Origin of the sequence: Paracoccus aminophilus JCM 7686 (assembly GCF_000444995.1) — a bacterium.
Taxonomy (GTDB): domain Bacteria; phylum Pseudomonadota; class Alphaproteobacteria; order Rhodobacterales; family Rhodobacteraceae; genus Paracoccus; species Paracoccus aminophilus.
This window is the reverse complement of the sequence record NC_022041.1, coordinates 1,801,087-1,816,220: the sequence shown is the minus strand read 5'-3', so window position 1 is coordinate 1,816,220 and position 15,134 is coordinate 1,801,087. Positions and strand designations below refer to the sequence as shown.

General features: G+C 66.6%; 15 protein-coding genes. 12 read left to right on the top strand and 3 right to left on the bottom strand.

The window, feature by feature from the left end:
- Nucleotides 1-5: 5 nt before the first annotated feature.
- Nucleotides 6-2,816, bottom strand: coding sequence for a hypothetical protein (locus JCM7686_RS08905; RefSeq protein WP_020950528.1), 2,811 nt, complete (start codon nucleotides 2,814-2,816; stop codon nucleotides 6-8).
- Between the two features lie 206 nt (nucleotides 2,817-3,022).
- The gene (locus JCM7686_RS24680) at nucleotides 3,023-3,364 is read right to left on the bottom strand and encodes a hypothetical protein (protein WP_158442349.1); all 342 of its coding nucleotides are present in this window, start codon (nucleotides 3,362-3,364) and stop codon (nucleotides 3,023-3,025) included.
- Between JCM7686_RS24680 and JCM7686_RS23405 the strand changes: the two genes are divergently transcribed.
- Together JCM7686_RS23405 and JCM7686_RS08890 are read left to right on the top strand one after the other, a co-directional pair.
- The gene (locus JCM7686_RS23405) at nucleotides 3,326-6,529 is read left to right on the top strand and encodes a LysM peptidoglycan-binding domain-containing protein (protein ID WP_020950527.1); all 3,204 of its coding nucleotides are present in this window, start codon (nucleotides 3,326-3,328) and stop codon (nucleotides 6,527-6,529) included. The genes JCM7686_RS24680 and JCM7686_RS23405 overlap by 39 nt on opposite strands.
- A gap of 15 nt (nucleotides 6,530-6,544) precedes the next feature.
- Nucleotides 6,545-7,030 carry a hypothetical protein gene (locus JCM7686_RS08890; protein ID WP_020950526.1) on the top strand — a complete coding sequence of 162 codons (486 nt, stop codon included), beginning with the start codon at nucleotides 6,545-6,547 and terminating at the stop codon, nucleotides 7,028-7,030.
- 173 nt (nucleotides 7,031-7,203) lie between these two features.
- Here JCM7686_RS08890 and JCM7686_RS08885 read toward each other — a convergent pair whose 3' ends face one another.
- Nucleotides 7,204-8,208: a hypothetical protein gene (locus tag JCM7686_RS08885; protein WP_148292597.1), complete on the bottom strand. Its 1,005-nt coding sequence runs from the start codon at nucleotides 8,206-8,208 to the stop codon at nucleotides 7,204-7,206.
- 182 nt (nucleotides 8,209-8,390) lie between these two features.
- Between JCM7686_RS08885 and JCM7686_RS08880 the strand changes: the two genes are divergently transcribed.
- The 10 genes from JCM7686_RS08880 to JCM7686_RS08835 all read left to right on the top strand — a co-directional run bounded on the left by JCM7686_RS08880 (nucleotide 8,391) and on the right by JCM7686_RS08835 (nucleotide 15,133).
- On the top strand, nucleotides 8,391-9,011 hold the full coding sequence (locus JCM7686_RS08880; protein WP_020950524.1) for a hypothetical protein: 621 nt from the start codon (nucleotides 8,391-8,393) through the stop codon (nucleotides 9,009-9,011).
- Nucleotides 9,012-9,084: 73 nt separating this feature from the next.
- Nucleotides 9,085-9,390, top strand: a complete 306-nt coding sequence (locus JCM7686_RS08875; RefSeq protein WP_020950523.1) for a hypothetical protein — start codon at nucleotides 9,085-9,087, stop codon at nucleotides 9,388-9,390.
- Nucleotides 9,391-9,399: 9 nt separating this feature from the next.
- The gene (locus JCM7686_RS08870; protein WP_020950522.1) at nucleotides 9,400-9,720 is read left to right on the top strand and encodes a hypothetical protein; all 321 of its coding nucleotides are present in this window, start codon (nucleotides 9,400-9,402) and stop codon (nucleotides 9,718-9,720) included.
- A 49-nt stretch (nucleotides 9,721-9,769) separates the two neighbouring features.
- A complete protein-coding gene (locus tag JCM7686_RS08865) occupies nucleotides 9,770-10,099 on the top strand; it encodes a BAR domain-containing protein (RefSeq protein WP_020950521.1) in 330 nt (109 codons plus the stop codon).
- A gap of 23 nt (nucleotides 10,100-10,122) precedes the next feature.
- The gene (sctJ, locus tag JCM7686_RS08860) at nucleotides 10,123-10,914 is read left to right on the top strand and encodes a type III secretion system inner membrane ring lipoprotein SctJ (RefSeq protein WP_020950520.1); all 792 of its coding nucleotides are present in this window, start codon (nucleotides 10,123-10,125) and stop codon (nucleotides 10,912-10,914) included.
- A complete protein-coding gene (locus tag JCM7686_RS08855) occupies nucleotides 10,911-11,528 on the top strand; it encodes a hypothetical protein (protein WP_020950519.1) in 618 nt (205 codons plus the stop codon). Before sctJ ends, JCM7686_RS08855 begins: the two co-directional genes overlap by 4 nt.
- Nucleotides 11,525-12,094 carry a type III secretion system protein gene (locus JCM7686_RS08850; protein WP_020950518.1) on the top strand — a complete coding sequence of 190 codons (570 nt, stop codon included), beginning with the start codon at nucleotides 11,525-11,527 and terminating at the stop codon, nucleotides 12,092-12,094. Before JCM7686_RS08855 ends, JCM7686_RS08850 begins: the two co-directional genes overlap by 4 nt.
- A complete protein-coding gene (locus JCM7686_RS08845; RefSeq protein ID WP_020950517.1) occupies nucleotides 12,091-13,419 on the top strand; it encodes a FliI/YscN family ATPase in 1,329 nt (442 codons plus the stop codon). Before JCM7686_RS08850 ends, JCM7686_RS08845 begins: the two co-directional genes overlap by 4 nt.
- On the top strand, nucleotides 13,416-13,925 hold the full coding sequence (sctO, locus tag JCM7686_RS08840; protein ID WP_020950516.1) for a type III secretion system stalk subunit SctO: 510 nt from the start codon (nucleotides 13,416-13,418) through the stop codon (nucleotides 13,923-13,925). The genes JCM7686_RS08845 and sctO overlap by 4 nt, the downstream gene beginning before the upstream one ends.
- The gene (locus tag JCM7686_RS08835) at nucleotides 13,922-15,133 is read left to right on the top strand and encodes a FliM/FliN family flagellar motor switch protein (RefSeq protein WP_020950515.1); all 1,212 of its coding nucleotides are present in this window, start codon (nucleotides 13,922-13,924) and stop codon (nucleotides 15,131-15,133) included. The genes sctO and JCM7686_RS08835 overlap by 4 nt, the downstream gene beginning before the upstream one ends.
- Nucleotide 15,134 lies beyond the last annotated feature (1 nt).

The following is a 15,134-nucleotide window of genomic DNA, read 5'->3' as shown; positions in this document are numbered from 1 at the left end:
TCGGATCAGCCGATTTTCGACAGTGTCGTGTCGAGGTTCGGGCCGTCGCCCTTGTAATCCTCGTGCTTCACCGGATCGAAGCCAGCTTCTGGCAGATGGCCCTTACCGGCATAGAAGTCATATTCCTCGCGGCGATAGTCGAAGATGCTCTGATCATCAGGCGCATCGCGCTGGCCGTAATTGTAGATGTAATCATTGAGGAAATCGAAGCGCTTCTTTCCGTCCTCGGTCAGAAGGCCCTGCTTTTCGAGATCGGCGAAGAGGTCCTTCACATTGTCGCGGTAGCCGTTCATCTGGTTGTTGTGCTTGATGTCGTCGATGATCATCTGCGGCAGCATGGCGACCGTGCCGATGACCGCGCCGATGCCGAGGAACGGCCCGGCAAGGGCACGACCGACCGCGCTGCCCGCCAGCGCCGCCGCCGAGGCGCCGCCGCCCGCGAAGGTGAAGAGGCCACCCGCGACCTGCAGGGCGCCGGTCGAGATCTTGGCGGGATCCTTGCCGTCGACCCCTTTCTTGAGCGACAGCCCGCCGAGCACCATATCGGCGACGCCCGCGAACATATTCGCCCCCGCATCCATCACCCGCAGCGCCGCCGAGGCCCAACGCGAGACATTCGACGAGCCGGGCAGCTCGGGGTTTTTGACATAACCGTCGATCATGCCCTTCTTGACCTGCTCCATGTCGGTGGCGCTCAGGTTCGCCCGCGATTCGAGGTTGTAGGTTCCATTGGCGGCCGCTTGGTCAATGGCCTTGTCGAAGGCGGCCATGAACTTGTCGTTTGCTTCCGTCGTGAACGGCTTGCCGCCCGAAGGTTTATCGGTGCTGAAGATCTGAGGCAGGGTCTTGTCGAGGCCCAGCATCTTGTTGGCATTGGTCCCCTTCACCTTGTCGATGATATTCGAGCCAAGGTTGGCGAAATGCTGACCCGCGCCAAGGAAGCTGACGAAATCCTTGGCCACCGCGAGCCGCTCTTCCGGGGTATCGGCCAGCGAACCGCCTTTGCCCGCTGCCTGATAGATCCCCGAGGCCAGCGAGATCGCGCCGCCGATCGAGCCAAGCGTGCCATTGCTGTTCAGCTCGCCCAGCAGGCTCAGAGCGGCGCCGTCTGATTTCTCGTTCAGCGCCTTGAAGATCTCTTTGCCCTTGGAATTCGCGACTTTCTCGATATCGGCCTGGGTCAGCGTGCCGGTCTTGTTGAACGTATCGCCAAGTTCCTGCAGGACGGCGTTGAAGGATTTGACCTGCTGCTTGTCGCCCATAAATTCGTTCACGAATTTATCGAGCGTATCGACCAGACGTCGGGGCACATCGACGCCGCCCTTCTTCAGCGTCGCCAGAACCGAGGCGAGCGTGTCCTTGGTCGCAAGCGCCTCGTTTTCTTCGCTGACCGCGCCGGGCGTCGACATGATCTTGTCGAGATCGACGGTCATGCCGTTCAGGAAGGTTGACTGGGCGAATTTCCCGGCCTCTTCGGGGCTGAAGGCAGCAAGTCCGGCATAGGTGCGCGCGATATCGGCCTGGGCCACGCCGTCCTGACCCTTGTTCTTGAGATCGGCGATATGCTTGACATATTCCTCGCTGAAGGCCGTTTCGCTGAGCTTCTTGTGGATTTCGTCGGCATTGGGCAGCTTCTTGAGCGCCTCTGTCTGGGCAGCAAGATAATCCTTCTGCACCGATTCCTTGCCGAAGAGCTCGTTCACTTTGGTGTCGAGCTTGCCGCGATCGACGATCTTCGAGATATCCGCACCGGTCACATCGGTCGTGCTCTGCCCCAATGACACGTCGAGCGAGACAAAGGGCATCCCGCTTTCCGCCGCCGCCTGACCGCGCAGGGCGTTATAAAGCTTGGCGCGATCATCATCGGCGCCGATGCTGCCGTCCTGGATCCCGTCCTTCCATTTGTTCAGCGTGTCGCGCCAGGCGAGCTCCGAGACCGTGAGCTTGGTATCGTCATCCTTCGACTTCGACTCGCTCGTCTTCATGTTCAGCGGATCGAGCTCGTCAAGCTTAGTCAGCCCCGGGCCACCGCGTGTGTCATCGACCTTTTTGGCATCACCGGAAAAGCCCTTATAGGCGGCCTCCAGGCGGTCGTAGAGCCCGGGGTTGACGTCTTTCGAGACGACAACCTTTTGCTTTTCGCCGCTGTCATTCGGGATCTCGGCGCGGATCAGACCCGGCCCGACCTCATTCGCCGGGCCGATGACGGCGCCGTCGATCTGCTTGTCGCTGTAAGTGCCGCCGGTCTCGTTCTTATAGCCATGCTGCTCGCTCATGCGGATGCCTTCGACGGACTTGGCGAGCTCTGTCGCCGCCTTATAGGTCTCGGGCGTCAGCTCCTTATTCACCACCGTGCGCTTGCCGTCCTTGTCGGCGATGGTGATCGAGCCACCGCGCGATTCGGCAAAATCGACATCCTTGAGGTCAGGAATCGTCGGGGGCGTGTCGTCGCGCTTGAGCACTTCGGCGCCGAATTCATCCTGCTGGATCTTGGCGTATTCGGTGTTCGGATACCACGACTGGAAGGACTCGACCCGGCCGAGATAATCGTAAAGCAGCGGGTTGGTCTCGCGGTCGATCTGGACATCTGCGCCGGTGCGCTCGTCGTGGAACTGCAAGACCGGCTTGCCGTCCTTGTCGAGCTGACCGGGAACCTTCTCGACGCCACCCTTGAGCGGATCGGGCCAGGTCTCGTTGTCCGTGCCCTTGCGGATCGGGGTTTCCGGGGCAGCAGCGGGCACTTTGTCGGTGGCGCTCGGCGCGGGCTGGGGAACGTTCGGCTGCTGGTCTTTCTTGTCGACGGCGACGCTGTCCATGGTCGGTCCTTCTTTTTTGTCAGGCGTGGTTGGCGCAGAGACTGGGTGCAGATTATTGCGACAATATGACCCTGAACCGGGATGTCTGGTTTTTCGCCAGTTGATTGATTTCATTTGGTTAAGCAGTGAGCAGACACGAAACTGCACCTTGCGGGCGCAGGGGCTCGCAAGGAGATCCGGCCCGCTTGGGATCGGCTGAGCCCCTGTTAGCGGGCGAAGGTTTCGTGGGTTTGACGGTTTTGTGAAATCTGCGCCAAACCGACCGGTTCGGCGATAATTTGCCCGTTATGTCTTCGATTTTCGCGACAATCCGCCGAGATCGCGGCACTGGCCTGCGAAGGGCCGATGAATGCCGCGCTGCGCGCCGACTGACAAGAAACTGTCGCAATGAAAAGCTTGATTGGTCTGGACTGATCGCCGGATGCGCCCCGTTTGCGGGTGCCCCGCGATCTTGCCGTTTTCATCGAGATCTGCCGCCATCCGGCCGCGCCAAGACAGAAGAGGACCTCATGCTTCTTGACGGACCCCGCACGCATCAGAACCGCCATGCCATTCCGCCTCAACCCAACCCGCCGGCGCCCAATCCGGGGTCGAGTTCCGGCTCGGGCTCCGCTGCGGGTCCGGCGAGGAGCACGCCCGATCAGGGTGGCGGCGTCAATTCGGGCCTTGGCGATGCCGCACTTGGGCTGAAGAACGGCACGCTTCTGCGCGACGGCATTGCCGGGCTGAATGGCGATGGCGATTCGACCTATCTGCGCATCACGCCCGAGTTGAAGGCGCAGGGCAATTGGCGCGGGCTGATGGTCGGCGGCAAGGCCCAACTCGGGGCTGACCTGCGCGTCACCCAGAACGGCGAGGGCCCCGACGCGACCTATACGGTGCGCTATGACAAGCAGGCTCTGGGCGCGCTCACCGCCGAGGCGGGGACCGATACGCTTGGGAAGGGCGGGGCTGGCAAGGCTGGTGCCGGTGCGGGCGGTGGTCCCGACGCGCGGTTGAAGGCCGAGGCGGGCGTCCAGACCTTCGACGCGGTCGAGATGACCTTCGCGACCAAGGACGAGGCCACCCGCGCCGCCGAGGCCCTGCAGCGCCTGCATCTGGCCGATGCGCTGAGCGACGGCACCGATCTGGCGCTGTCCGCGCTTGGACCGGGCGGCGCGCCGCTGAAGATCGCCAAGGATGCGGTCTCGGGCGGCGGCACCAATCCTCTGGGCAATCCGCTCAATGCCGATGGGATGCCGGGCAAGTTTTCGCGCGATCTGGCAGGCGTCAGCGACGAGGATATGGGGTTTCTGCGCGATCACGTCAGCGCCTATGAGACGACGATCGGCACGCGCGGGCGGCTTGCGGCCGAGCTCAAGGGCGATATGTCCTTCCTGAAGATCGCGGGCGAGGGCCGGTTGGACGAGACCCAACGGATCACCCGCCGGGTCGAACTGCCGACGGCCGAGAAAGACGGCAGCGTGACCTATACGCTGCAAGGCGGTCTGCGCGCGAGCGGCAAGGAAAAGGCGCAAAAGGGCTTCAACATCAACGGCCTGCCGATCGAGCCGAAATTCGAGAACCGGCTCGATCTTGGCAGCACCACCGCCGAAATCAGCCTGCATTATCGTTTGCCCAAGGGTGAGGATGTCACCACCTCGGGCGGCGGGCGTCCGGTTCCCGAGCTCGATGCGCTTTCAGGCACGGGCGGAATGGAGCTGGAATCGATCTCGCTCAAAAGCCAGCTCGACTGGCGCGATCAAAGCCTTGCCGATCCCTCGCGCGCCGATATGCAGCGCCAGACCGCGACGGTGACCTTCACCCATCCCGATCGGATCGGAACGGCGGCCGAGCAGTTCCTCGACGGCGATTTTCGCGGCGCGGCGCGCACGGCAGGGGTGACGATCGACCTCACCGCGCAGGATATCGACCGGACCGGCGTCAACACCCAGACCGGCGTCAAGGTCAAGGGAGGGGTGGCGGAAGCCGAGGTCTCGCTGATCTATGAGGCGGGGACCGATGATGTCACGACCACCGCAAGCCTTCATCTCGGCGCGGACGATCAGCCTGCGCCGCCGCCCCTTGAGGGCGAGCCCCGGACCGAGCGCGAGCCTCAGGACGAGCCTCAGACCCGTCTGCCCCCGGACCCCGAAGATGACGGCAAGACCCGGGTGGTTCTGCCGACCGAAGGCGTGCGGTTGCGCGATGCGCCCGAGGGTGAAAGTCGCGCGATCTTGCAAAACGGCACGTTCCTGCGCGATCAGGGCGAGCGCCAGACCGATGCCTCGGGGCAGGACTGGATCAAGGTCAGCGCCACCGATCTGGACGATAAGCCGGTCGAGGGCTGGGTCCGGGCTGATCTGACCGGCGCGCATAGCAGCGCGACCGGGGCCATGGACGGCTCGGGCCGGATCAATCCGACGCTGGAGCATCAGCGCTATGATGCGGTGACGGTGCAGGATGACGACAATCTGTGGAATATCGCGACCGAGCACGGGATCGATCCGCAGGAACTGATTGCGCTCAATCGCGACCATCTGCTCAACCCCTCGCTGATCTTCAAGGGCGATACGGTCTATCTGCCCGGCACCGCGCGCGGTCCCGAGCCAGAGGCGGTTGCTCCGGCTGCGCCGCCCGAAACGCCCGCGCCCGAAACGCCGACCCCCGAAGCCCCGCCCGCAGAGACCGGCAGTGGCGGCACGGGCTCGACGCCCGAACGCGGCGGCAGCTCGGCAGAGCCCGAGGCCCCGCGCAGCCCGCCGGGTGATGAGGCCTCGGGCGAACGAGACGGGACGGAGTCGGGTCCAGATCAGAAAGACCCCGATCAGAAGGGGTCGGAAGGCAAGCGCGCCGAGCAGGAACCCGCCCCGAGCCTGCCCCCCGCAGGCGGCGCACCGGGAACCTCCTCGACACCCGCTGCACCGGAGGACCGGCGCGAGGCCTCGAATGAACACGGCCCGAAAACCGACGCGGATCCGAGCTCAAGCACGCCCGTGCAGCCCGGCCCGGTGCTTGGACCGCCGATCCCCGGCCCGCAGGACCAAGTCCCGCAAAACCCCGCGCCAGAGCGCCGCGATCTGAACGAGATCCTTCAGACCTATCAGGTCAAGGAGGATACGATGACTGAATATCACCCCCAATTCGGTCCGTTCCCGATCCGGATCCCCTTTGTCGGCGGCAAGAAGATGACCCAGACCGAGGCCGATCTGCTCGACAAGCTGGGCAGCAGGCATGGGCTCGCCGGGCTCGACGAGTTCAAGAGCATCAGCTCGAACGACTCGGGTGATCCGGGGCTGGCCTATCGCACGGCGGATGAGAAATTCCCGCGCTTCGACGCCAATGGCGCGCCGATCAAGGGCGCTGAGGACGGTCATAATGACGCCTTCCGCCACGCCTATTGGAATGCGCTGATGAGCGATCGCTTCGGCGAGGATTTTGCCGCCGCCATGTCCACCGCCCATGAAGGCGTGCCCGAGAACCCGGCCGCGAAAGAGGCAATGGACCTTTACAACAACGAGGTCGGCCGCCGTATTGCCCGCGAAAACCCGGGCGCAAGCGACGAGGAGCTTGCCAACAAGGTCGAAGAGGCGGTGCGCAACGGCGAGATGGTGGTGATTGACGCGAATGGCAATCTCGCCTGGTCCGATCAGGTCGAGGTCGGCCAGACCGGAGACGCCAACCCCGAGATCTTGCCGGGCGAGCTGACCCCGCCCGATTATAGCTCGAACTGACGAAGGCACCGCGCGATGAAAGCACTGACAACCGCCACCCTGCTGGTCGCCGCACTTTGCGGCGGCCCGGCACTGGCGCAGGACAAGACAGCAGGAAAGGAGCCGACGATGAGCGAGAGCTATGGCATCGAGCGCGATACGCCCTTGGCGGCAAAGATCGCCGATTTCACCGCCACCGGGCCGAAAGGCGCACGGCTGGAGCTGGCCAAGCTCACCGATTTCGACTGGGACAAGGTCGTGGGTTTTCACGGACCCTATCCGCGCGAGATCTATCAGCGCATTCTCGGCAGCACCGACTGGCTCACGCCCGAGCGCGCGCAGGCGATGACTGACGAATCGGTGATGCTGGTCTTTCTCGATCATGGACAGGTGGTGGCCGCGCCGGTGATCTCGCCGCCGATCTGGCTGATCGGGGTCGAGCCGGTGGTGCGCGGACGCGAGGCGGCGCTGGTCGTGACCACGCCCGATCCCGGCCCTTATGCCCATCTGAAGCTCGAATGAGGGCCGAGTGAGGGAAACCCTGCCCGAGGGACAGGGCCCGAGAGACAGGGCCCGAGAGACAGGGAACGCGCGACCGAAGCGAGGCTTGGGTCGCGCGTCATCGCGTTTTGGGGGGAGGGGCGAGCCCGCCGCTCAGCGCTGCAGGCCAACGCCCCTCAGTCAGCGGCCCTGAGTCAGCGCCCCTGAGTCAGGGCGCGGTGGGCGTCCCAGCTATGCATCTCGCCGCTGGCCGCGCTCCATGCGTTGAGCCGCATCAGCGCCTCGGTCGCGGGTGTCAGGCCCGGCCCGCCTTCGGCCTCGGCCTGCGCCAGCCGCAGCGCGATCAGCGGGCGGCGGAGCGCATTGGCGAAGGCGCCGTCTTCCATGAAACTGATGAGTTCAGGGCTGGCCGCGCGCTCGGCGTCGCTCAGGGGCACATCGATCCCGCCGAGCCACAGAAGGATATCCTCGGTCCCGATCACCTTTTGAAAAAGCGCGGGCGGCGGCACCTCAGGGCGAAGAAGGATCGCCAGCGCCGCCTCGCGCTCGTCGCGGTCAAGGCGGGGCCAAGCGGCCTCGACACCTGCGGCCCAAGCCTGAAACCGGGTCGGCAGAAGCCGGTTCAGCGGCTGATCGGCCTGCGCCTCCCACGCCGCGCGCATGATCTCGGCGGCCGGGCGTTTGGGCAGGACCGCAAGCCCGGCCTGCGCCTCGAGCTGCTGCAGCCGCGCCAGCCCCGCGACATCGCTTTCGGCCAGCACGAGCCCCGGCACCAGCTCGGCCCGGACCGGATCGCGCCGCGCCCAATCGGCCAGCGGCGCGACATCCGGCGCGGGCGCTCCCGAGAGCATTGGCCCGGTCAATAAGATGTCGCGCGCCAGATCATACATCACACCGCGCGTCGCCGGGGTCTCTGCCTCACGCGCCAGCCGCGCGGCCTGAACGAAAGCGGCGGGGGCGTTTTCGGCCAGCGCGGGCACCGGGCCATAACTGGCGATCAGGCGGCGCATCCCATCCTCGACCGCGGCGCGCTCAGACTGCGGCGCGTCCATCAACGCCAGATAAGCCTCGGCCATGCGCGGTGCCCAGATCTCGGGCGCGGCGGGGTCGGCACGAAGCGGCAAGGCGAGCGACAAAAGAACCGCCGCCCGGATCAGGATTTTCGGCAAGCGGGCAGGGAGGGGGAGATGCGCGGTCATGGGCATAGGGTGCAAGCGGCGCGTGACATCCATGTGACCGGGCGCGTTGAGATGCGGGCGGGCCGGGGGCAATCGGCGAATTCCCGCCCCGATCACCGGCGCTTTGGGTAAAACGAACAAAATGACAGATCTGTCACGGAGCCGTCGTGAAAGCCCGCTTTACCTCTGGGCAGGTGAAGAGAATGGCACGACAGATCGGCGCATATATTCCAAAACTCGCGCCGGTTTTCCGGTCGATCCTGCTTGGCCTGATGATGGCGGCCCCGCTGGCTGGCGCGCAGGCGCAAGAGCCGGCCGGTTTGGCCGAGGAAATTCTGGACCGCCCCTTTCCCTATCAGGCGAAAGAGGTGGGGATTGAGGCGATGTTGCAGGATGTGACGGCGAAAACGGGCGTTCCGGTGATCCTCTCCGACAAGATCGGGGGCAGCGTGACGCTGGACAATCCCGAGGGGCGTCTGCGTGACGCCCTGGCCGAGCTCACCGGGCAGGGCAAGGCGCTTTGGTGGTTCGACGGCAGCGCGCTTCATGTCGAGCCGCCCGCGAATATGGTCAGCCGCCTGATCGGGCTTGACGGATTCGGCGTCGAGGCACTGCGCCGTCAGCTCGACGCGGTGGGGCTTGCCAATGCGCAATATCCTTTGCGCGCCGAAAGCGACGCCGAAATGGTCCGCGTGGTCGCGCCGCGCGGCTATGCCGAAGCCGTGGCCGAGCTCGCCGCCCATATGGCCGCCGCCCGCAAATCCGACGAGCCGAAAAAGACGCGCGGCCTGCCCAATGTGATCCGCGGGCGGGGCTGGCACTGAACTCCCGAAGACCGGCGGCATCCAGACCGAAACGCCCTACCGAAACCGCCCCGACTGAAACGAGGACAAGACGATGAACACCACGCCGATCAGCGACGATCAGACCGATGACCTCCATCTGATGATGGCCGCCGCGATCCTGTGCGGCCAGCGCGGGGTCGAGACCGATCTCATGCCGATCTTCGACAGCTGGGCCCAGATCTATCCGCAGGATGCCTTGGCCAATATCGGGCGTGGCCTGCATATGATCGGCACCGGCAATGCGACTTCGGGCTATGAGATGATTGCCGAGGCCGCGCGCTCGTCGGCGACGCGGGCCGAGCAGGCGCGCGATGTCCTCGCCTCGCTGGCGCAGGACCTGCCCGATCTCGCGCGCTGAGGTCTTGCGATGACCTTGCCGGCGCTGATTGACCGCACAGAGATGAAACTGCTGATCGAGGCGGGCTATTCGGGCGTCTTGCGCGGCATTGATGCCGATCTGACCCCGATCTTCGCGGCGGTCAGCCTGTGGATGCCCGATTATGCCGCCGGAGAGATCGGGCTTGCGCTGCAAGAGCTGCGCGGCGGCGATCTTGGCGCGGCCGAGGCCCGACTTCTGGCCGTTCTCGGATCCGGGCGCGACGGCTGCAACGAGGCGCAGGCGATCCTGGGCGTCTGCCAGAGCCTCAAGGCGCTGCAAGATCCCGCGCAGGCCGTGGAACCCGCATGATCTGCCCCTTCCCAAAGATCCGGGGCCTTGCCCGGAAAGAGAGGTTTTGATGGTAACCGCCGTGACCGCAGTGGCGAATTCCGCCGCAACCACCACCACCCCGACCGAGCAGATGCCCGCGCTCAGCGATATGGCGCAGGCCACGCTGGACCGGCTGGGAGAGATGCATGCCGATTTTGCCCAAAACAGCGCCGCGCTGAAGGCCCAATCCGCCGAGGTGCCGAAACCGGGCGAGGATCTTGCGACCCAGTTGCAATCCTTCTCCGAGGCTTTTCGCACCGCGGCTCTGGTGCAAAGCCAGATCGTGCAGTTTTCGATGGCCACCTCGATTTCGCAAAGCCTCGGCAACAATCTCAACAGCTTTCTGAAAGGGGCTTGAGGCCGCGCAGGCCGATCACCCTCATGCCGAAAATCCAGCTCTCTCTGGCGCTTTGCGCGCTGCTTGCCCTCGCTGCCTGCAAGGCCGAACTTTACTCTGGCCTGACCGAGCGCGAGGCCAATGACATGGTTGCGGCGCTGATGAGCGCGGGGATTCCGGCCACCAAAGCCAGTGGCACCGGCGGCATCACCGTCGCCGTTGATGAGGCGCGCTTTCCCGAAGCGATGGAGCTTTTGAACCAGCGCGGCCTGCCTGCGCGCAAATATGAAAGCATGGGCGATGTCTTCAAGAAAGAGGGGCTTGTTTCCTCTCCGACCGAAGAGCGCGCGCGGCTGATCTATGCCTTGAGCGAAGAGCTCTCGCGCACGATTGCCGAGATCGACGGGGTTTTGTCGGCACGCATTCATGTCGTCTTGCCCGAATCCGATCTGCTCGGGCGCGATGTCAAACCCTCCTCGGCCTCGGTTTTCGTGCGCTACGCGCCGGGCACGGATGTCGAAAGCTACGCGCCCCAGATCAAGCTTTTGGTCGCGAATTCGATCGAGGGGCTGCTTTACGACAATATCACCGTCGTCATGGTGCCCGCCGCCGCTGAAGTTGCCAAAGCCGCCCCGGTCGAGATCGTGAATGTGCTGGGGATCTGGGTTCATCCGGGCTCGGTGCAGCGGCTCTGGCTGACCTTGGCGGCGCTTCTTGGCGCGGTGCTGATCCCGCTTGCGGCGCTTGGCTTTGTCCTGTGGCGTGGGCGCAAGCCCAAACGCGGCATCGGGCCTCCGGCGCTTCTCGACGACGCCGGTGACGAGGCGATGCCATGAGCCGAGTCGATCCCGACCGCGTGGCGGCAGCGCGCGCCCGTGCGCGGGTTGTGGCGGCCCGGGCCTTGCGCGCGCGACCCGGCCTTGCTGCGGGCGGGCGTCTGGCCGGACGGCTTGGGGCAGGGCTCGCGCCCTTGCCCGAGGGGCTGGACGGGACCGCGCCAGAGACCGCGCTGATCGCCGATCCCGCCCGCGCGAAGCTGGTTTTCGAGGCAGCGGCGGCGGCGCTGATCGCGGGCGATCTGGCGCGGGCGATCACACCCGAGGTTCTGGCGGCCTTGCCCGTGCCTGCGCTCGCCCGCGCCTTTGGCCTACGCCACCGCGCGCTTGCCCTGCCGGGGGCGCGCGCGGATGATTTCGCGCGGCTGACTGGCGAAATCCGGGCGCTTTGGGCCGATGCGCTGCCCGCGCCGCTTTGCGGTGAGTATCGCCCCACGCAGAGCTTGCCGCCGATCCCGGACGCGGCCCCTGCGCCCCTGCCGGTTGTTTCACGCCCGAAAAACAAAGCCATCCTGCTGCCCTTGGCCCCGCGCGCATCCGGCGCGCCGCATCGGCTGGCCTTGGACGCCGCTTTGGCCGCCTTTCCCGCAGCCGCAGAGGACGCGGCACCATGACGCTCTCGCGCATCCTGAGCCGCGACGAGGTTTCGCGCCTTCGCGACGCCGACCGCATCCTTCTGGGGGCTGAACGCAGCCGTCTTGAAAGCGTGGCCGAGGCGGCGCGGGTCGGGCAGGATATGCTCGATGAGGCGCGGCTCAAGGCGCTGAAAGAATCGACCCGCACCGCCGCGCGGCTGATCGCCAAGGCCGAGGCCGCCGCCGAGGCGCGTCTGCAAAATATCGAACCCGAGCTCGCCCGGCTGGTCGCCCAGACCGTGCGCAGCATTCTGGGCAGTTTCGAGCCGGAAGAGGCCAGCTATCTCGCCGCGCTGAATGCGCTCTCGCAGCTGCGCGACCAGCGGCGCGGGCGGATTTTTGCGGCGGCGGACACGCTCGCCCCGGTGCGCCGCGCGGTTGAGGCGCTTGGCGAGAGCGGCCCCGAAATCCTCTCGATCACCGCCGATCCCGCGTTCGAGCCGGGCCGCGCGGTGCTCACGAGCTTCTCGGGCAGCACCGAAATCGGCCTTGGCGCGCTCACTGCCCGCGCGCTTGCGCCTTGGGAAGATGAGGGCGAGCCGTGACCTTTGATGCCGCCGACCGGCTGGTCGAACAGCTGCGCGCCCGCGCCGGGCGGATCGAGGCGGTCGAGCTCAACGGCCGCGTGACCCGCATCCTCGGCTGCGTGCTTTACGCCCAATTGCCCGACGGCCGCATCGGCGAGGAGTGCCTCTTGCGCGATCCGGTCAGCCGGGTCGAGATCACCGCCGAGATCATCGGCTTCGACGGAGAAGAGGCGGTGCTCGCGCCCGCAGGCGATGTGCGCGGGCTTTCGTCGCGAACCGAGGTCATTCCGACCCGGACCGAGCCGCTTGGCCCGGCGGGTCCCGAGCTTCTGGGCCGCGTCGTCGACGGCTTCGGACGCGCGCTTGACGGCGGCGCGCCGGTGCCCGGTCGCGTGACGCTGCATGCCGAGCCGCCCTTGCCGCTCGATCGTCCGGTCATCGATCGCCCCTTCATCACCGGCCTGCGCGTCATCGATGGGATGCTGGCGATGGGCGAGGGCCAACGCATGGGGATTTTCGGCGCAGCGGGCGTCGGCAAATCAACGTTGCTGTCGCAGATCATTCGCGGCGCCGATGCCGATGCCATCGTGCTTGGCCTGATCGGCGAACGCGGGCGTGAGGTCGCGGAATTTCTCGAACGCGATCTCGGCCCCGAGGGGCGCAAACGCGCCGCCGTCTTTGTCGCGACCTCGGACCGCCCCGCTGCCGAGCGGCTGCGCGCGACGCTCGCCGCCACCGCCTGCGCCGAGGCGCTGCGCGCGCAGGGCAAGCGCGTGCTGCTGCTCATCGACAGCATGACCCGCGTCGCGCGCGCCTTGCGCGAAATCGGGCTTGCGGCGGGCGAGCCTCCGGTCCGGCGCGGCTTTCCGCCTTCCGTCTTTGCGGCGCTGCCCCGTCTCGTCGAGCGACCGGGGCGCACGCGCGAGGGCGTCATCACCGCGATCTATACCGTGCTGGTCGAGGGCGATGATGACGCCGCCGACCCCGTCGCCGATGAAGTCCGCAGCCTGCTTGATGGCCATATCATCCTTTCACGCGATCTTGCCGCGCGTGGCCATTATCCGGCGATTGACGTTTTGCGCAGCAAAAGCCGGGTGATGACGGCGGTTGCCGCACCCGCGCAGATCGCGCAAAGCCAGCGCATTGCCGCGCGGCTGGCCAAGCTCGACGAGATCGAGATTCTGGTGCAGGTCGGCGAATATCGCGCGGGCTCGGACCCGCTCGCTGACGAGGCTCTGCGGCTGCGCGCCCAGACCGATGCTTTCTTGCAGCAATCGACCGGCGATCACAGCAATCAGGCGGCGACGCTCGCCGCGCTGGCCGCTTTGGGGCCGGGCGCATGAGCAGGATCGCGGGGATGCGCGCGCAATTGCGCCGTTTGCAGCATCTGGCAGAGCTGCGCGAAGATCTCGCGCGTCGGGGCCTTGCCGCAAGCGCCCATGCGCTGGCCGAGGCGCGACAGGCTCGGGCCGGGGCCGAGGCCGCGCGGCAGGATCTGATCGAGGCGCAGGCCGCGCGGCGCGAGGCGTTGCGAAGCCCGCTGATCGGCTCGACCCAGCTCCGCGGTGCGCTGGCCGCCGTTCTGACGACATTCGAGGCCGACCGTATGCGCGAGGCCGAGGCGGCCAGCCGTGTCGCGACCGCCGATCAGCTGGTCACGGGCGCGGAAGCCGCATTGGCGCAGGCGCGCGCAAAGCTCTCGGCGGCCGGACGGCTGGTCGAAAAGCGCCGCCGCATGATCGAGCCCTTGAGCGAGGCCTTGGCCAAAGCCGCCGAAGCGCGCGACGAGGCCGAGGCCGCAGAGCTGCCCCTGCCATTGGCGGGCGCAGTCGGAAGGAGAGCAGGATGAGCGGGATCGAGCTTGCGGCGCTGGTCGAATTCATGACGGGCGACGCCCCGCCGGGCAGAGACGACGACCCCCGCCGGGGGCCCGTGGCGCGGCGCACCTTGAGCGCGGAACTGGCCTTTGTCCAAAACGAGCTTTGCCCCCGTCGCGCGCCTGTGGCGCTCCGCGCGGGCGGCTTTGCCCTTCAGGCCGCGCTGTCGCCGCCCTCGGAAATGCCCGGGATCGAAGGCCGCGGCGGGGTCTGGCTGGCGCTGACGATTGACGGCCATCCCGCCCGGATCGGGCTCAACTGGGGCCAGATCCGCCGCCTGACCGGCCTGCCGCTCGAAAGCGCCGATCCCGCTGAGGCGGCGCTGCTGATGGAGGAGGCGCTGACCGGCGTGCTCGACGATCTCGAACACCAGACCGGACTTGCCCTGCGTTTCACCACTTTGGCGCAAGCGCCTGAGGCCGAGCCGTTGCTGGCGCTTCAGCTGCGCGCCGAGGTCAGCGGGCCCGCGACTCCCCTGCGCCTGAACCTGCCCTTGCTGCTCTCAGCCGGGGCAGGGCGCGCGCTGGCCGAGGCCTTGCGCCCACAGCAACGCGCCCACGCGCAACCGCTGGGGCTGATGCTGCGCGTTGCGGTTGAGGTCGAGACCATGCGGCTTTCGCTCGCTGAATTGCGCGGCCTGCGGCCCGGCGATGCGCTGGTTTTGCCCGATCTGCCGCTGGCGGCGCGGCTCGTGGTCGAAAACCAGCAGACCGCCCCGGTCCAGCCCGTGGGCGAGGGGCCGTTTCCGCCGATCTGGGCGCTGACCGCCGGGCTGACACCGCGCGCGGCGCGGCTTGCTCCCGACGCGCCCGCTTACCGCGCCCCTGCCATGGGCTCCACCGCTCGCCATCTTCAGGATAATTCCGTGACCGATCACCCCTCTGATACGCCAGCCACCCCCGAAAACACTCAGCGCCCCGAGCCCCAGGCACCCGCGACGGTGAGCGAAAGCGAAAGCCTCGATGCGCTGGAGATGCGCCTGTCGTTCCGGCTGGGCGAGACGCTGATGACGCTGGCCGAGCTGCGCCGGGCCGGTCCCGGCACCATCGTCACGCTGGACCGGCCCGATGGCGCTCTGGTCGAGATCCTGGCCAATGGTCAGCTGATCGGCACCGGCGAGGTCATCGCGGTTGCCGGTCAGCGCGCGGTCGAGATCCGCAGCCTCTTTGGCGAAAGCTGAG

Bases quoted from the DNA above. Each gene is read 5' to 3' on its own strand.
- JCM7686_RS08905 (WP_020950528.1), bottom strand. From the start codon at position 2,816: ATGGACAGCGTCGCCGTCGACAAGAAAGACCAGCAGCCGAACGTTCCC.
- JCM7686_RS23405 (WP_020950527.1), top strand. From the start codon at position 3,326: ATGCTTCTTGACGGACCCCGCACGCATCAGAACCGCCATGCCATTCCG.
- JCM7686_RS24680 (WP_158442349.1), bottom strand. From the start codon at position 3,364: ATGGCGGTTCTGATGCGTGCGGGGTCCGTCAAGAAGCATGAGGTCCTC.
- JCM7686_RS08890 (WP_020950526.1), top strand. From the start codon at position 6,545: ATGAAAGCACTGACAACCGCCACCCTGCTGGTCGCCGCACTTTGCGGC.
- JCM7686_RS08885 (WP_148292597.1), bottom strand. From the start codon at position 8,208: ATGACCGCGCATCTCCCCCTCCCTGCCCGCTTGCCGAAAATCCTGATC.
- JCM7686_RS08880 (WP_020950524.1), top strand. From the start codon at position 8,391: ATGGCACGACAGATCGGCGCATATATTCCAAAACTCGCGCCGGTTTTC.
- JCM7686_RS08875 (WP_020950523.1), top strand. From the start codon at position 9,085: ATGAACACCACGCCGATCAGCGACGATCAGACCGATGACCTCCATCTG.
- JCM7686_RS08870 (WP_020950522.1), top strand. From the start codon at position 9,400: ATGACCTTGCCGGCGCTGATTGACCGCACAGAGATGAAACTGCTGATC.
- JCM7686_RS08865 (WP_020950521.1), top strand. From the start codon at position 9,770: ATGGTAACCGCCGTGACCGCAGTGGCGAATTCCGCCGCAACCACCACC.
- sctJ (WP_020950520.1), top strand. From the start codon at position 10,123: ATGCCGAAAATCCAGCTCTCTCTGGCGCTTTGCGCGCTGCTTGCCCTC.
- JCM7686_RS08855 (WP_020950519.1), top strand. From the start codon at position 10,911: ATGAGCCGAGTCGATCCCGACCGCGTGGCGGCAGCGCGCGCCCGTGCG.
- JCM7686_RS08850 (WP_020950518.1), top strand. From the start codon at position 11,525: ATGACGCTCTCGCGCATCCTGAGCCGCGACGAGGTTTCGCGCCTTCGC.
- sctO (WP_020950516.1), top strand. From the start codon at position 13,416: ATGAGCAGGATCGCGGGGATGCGCGCGCAATTGCGCCGTTTGCAGCAT.
- JCM7686_RS08835 (WP_020950515.1), top strand. From the start codon at position 13,922: ATGAGCGGGATCGAGCTTGCGGCGCTGGTCGAATTCATGACGGGCGAC.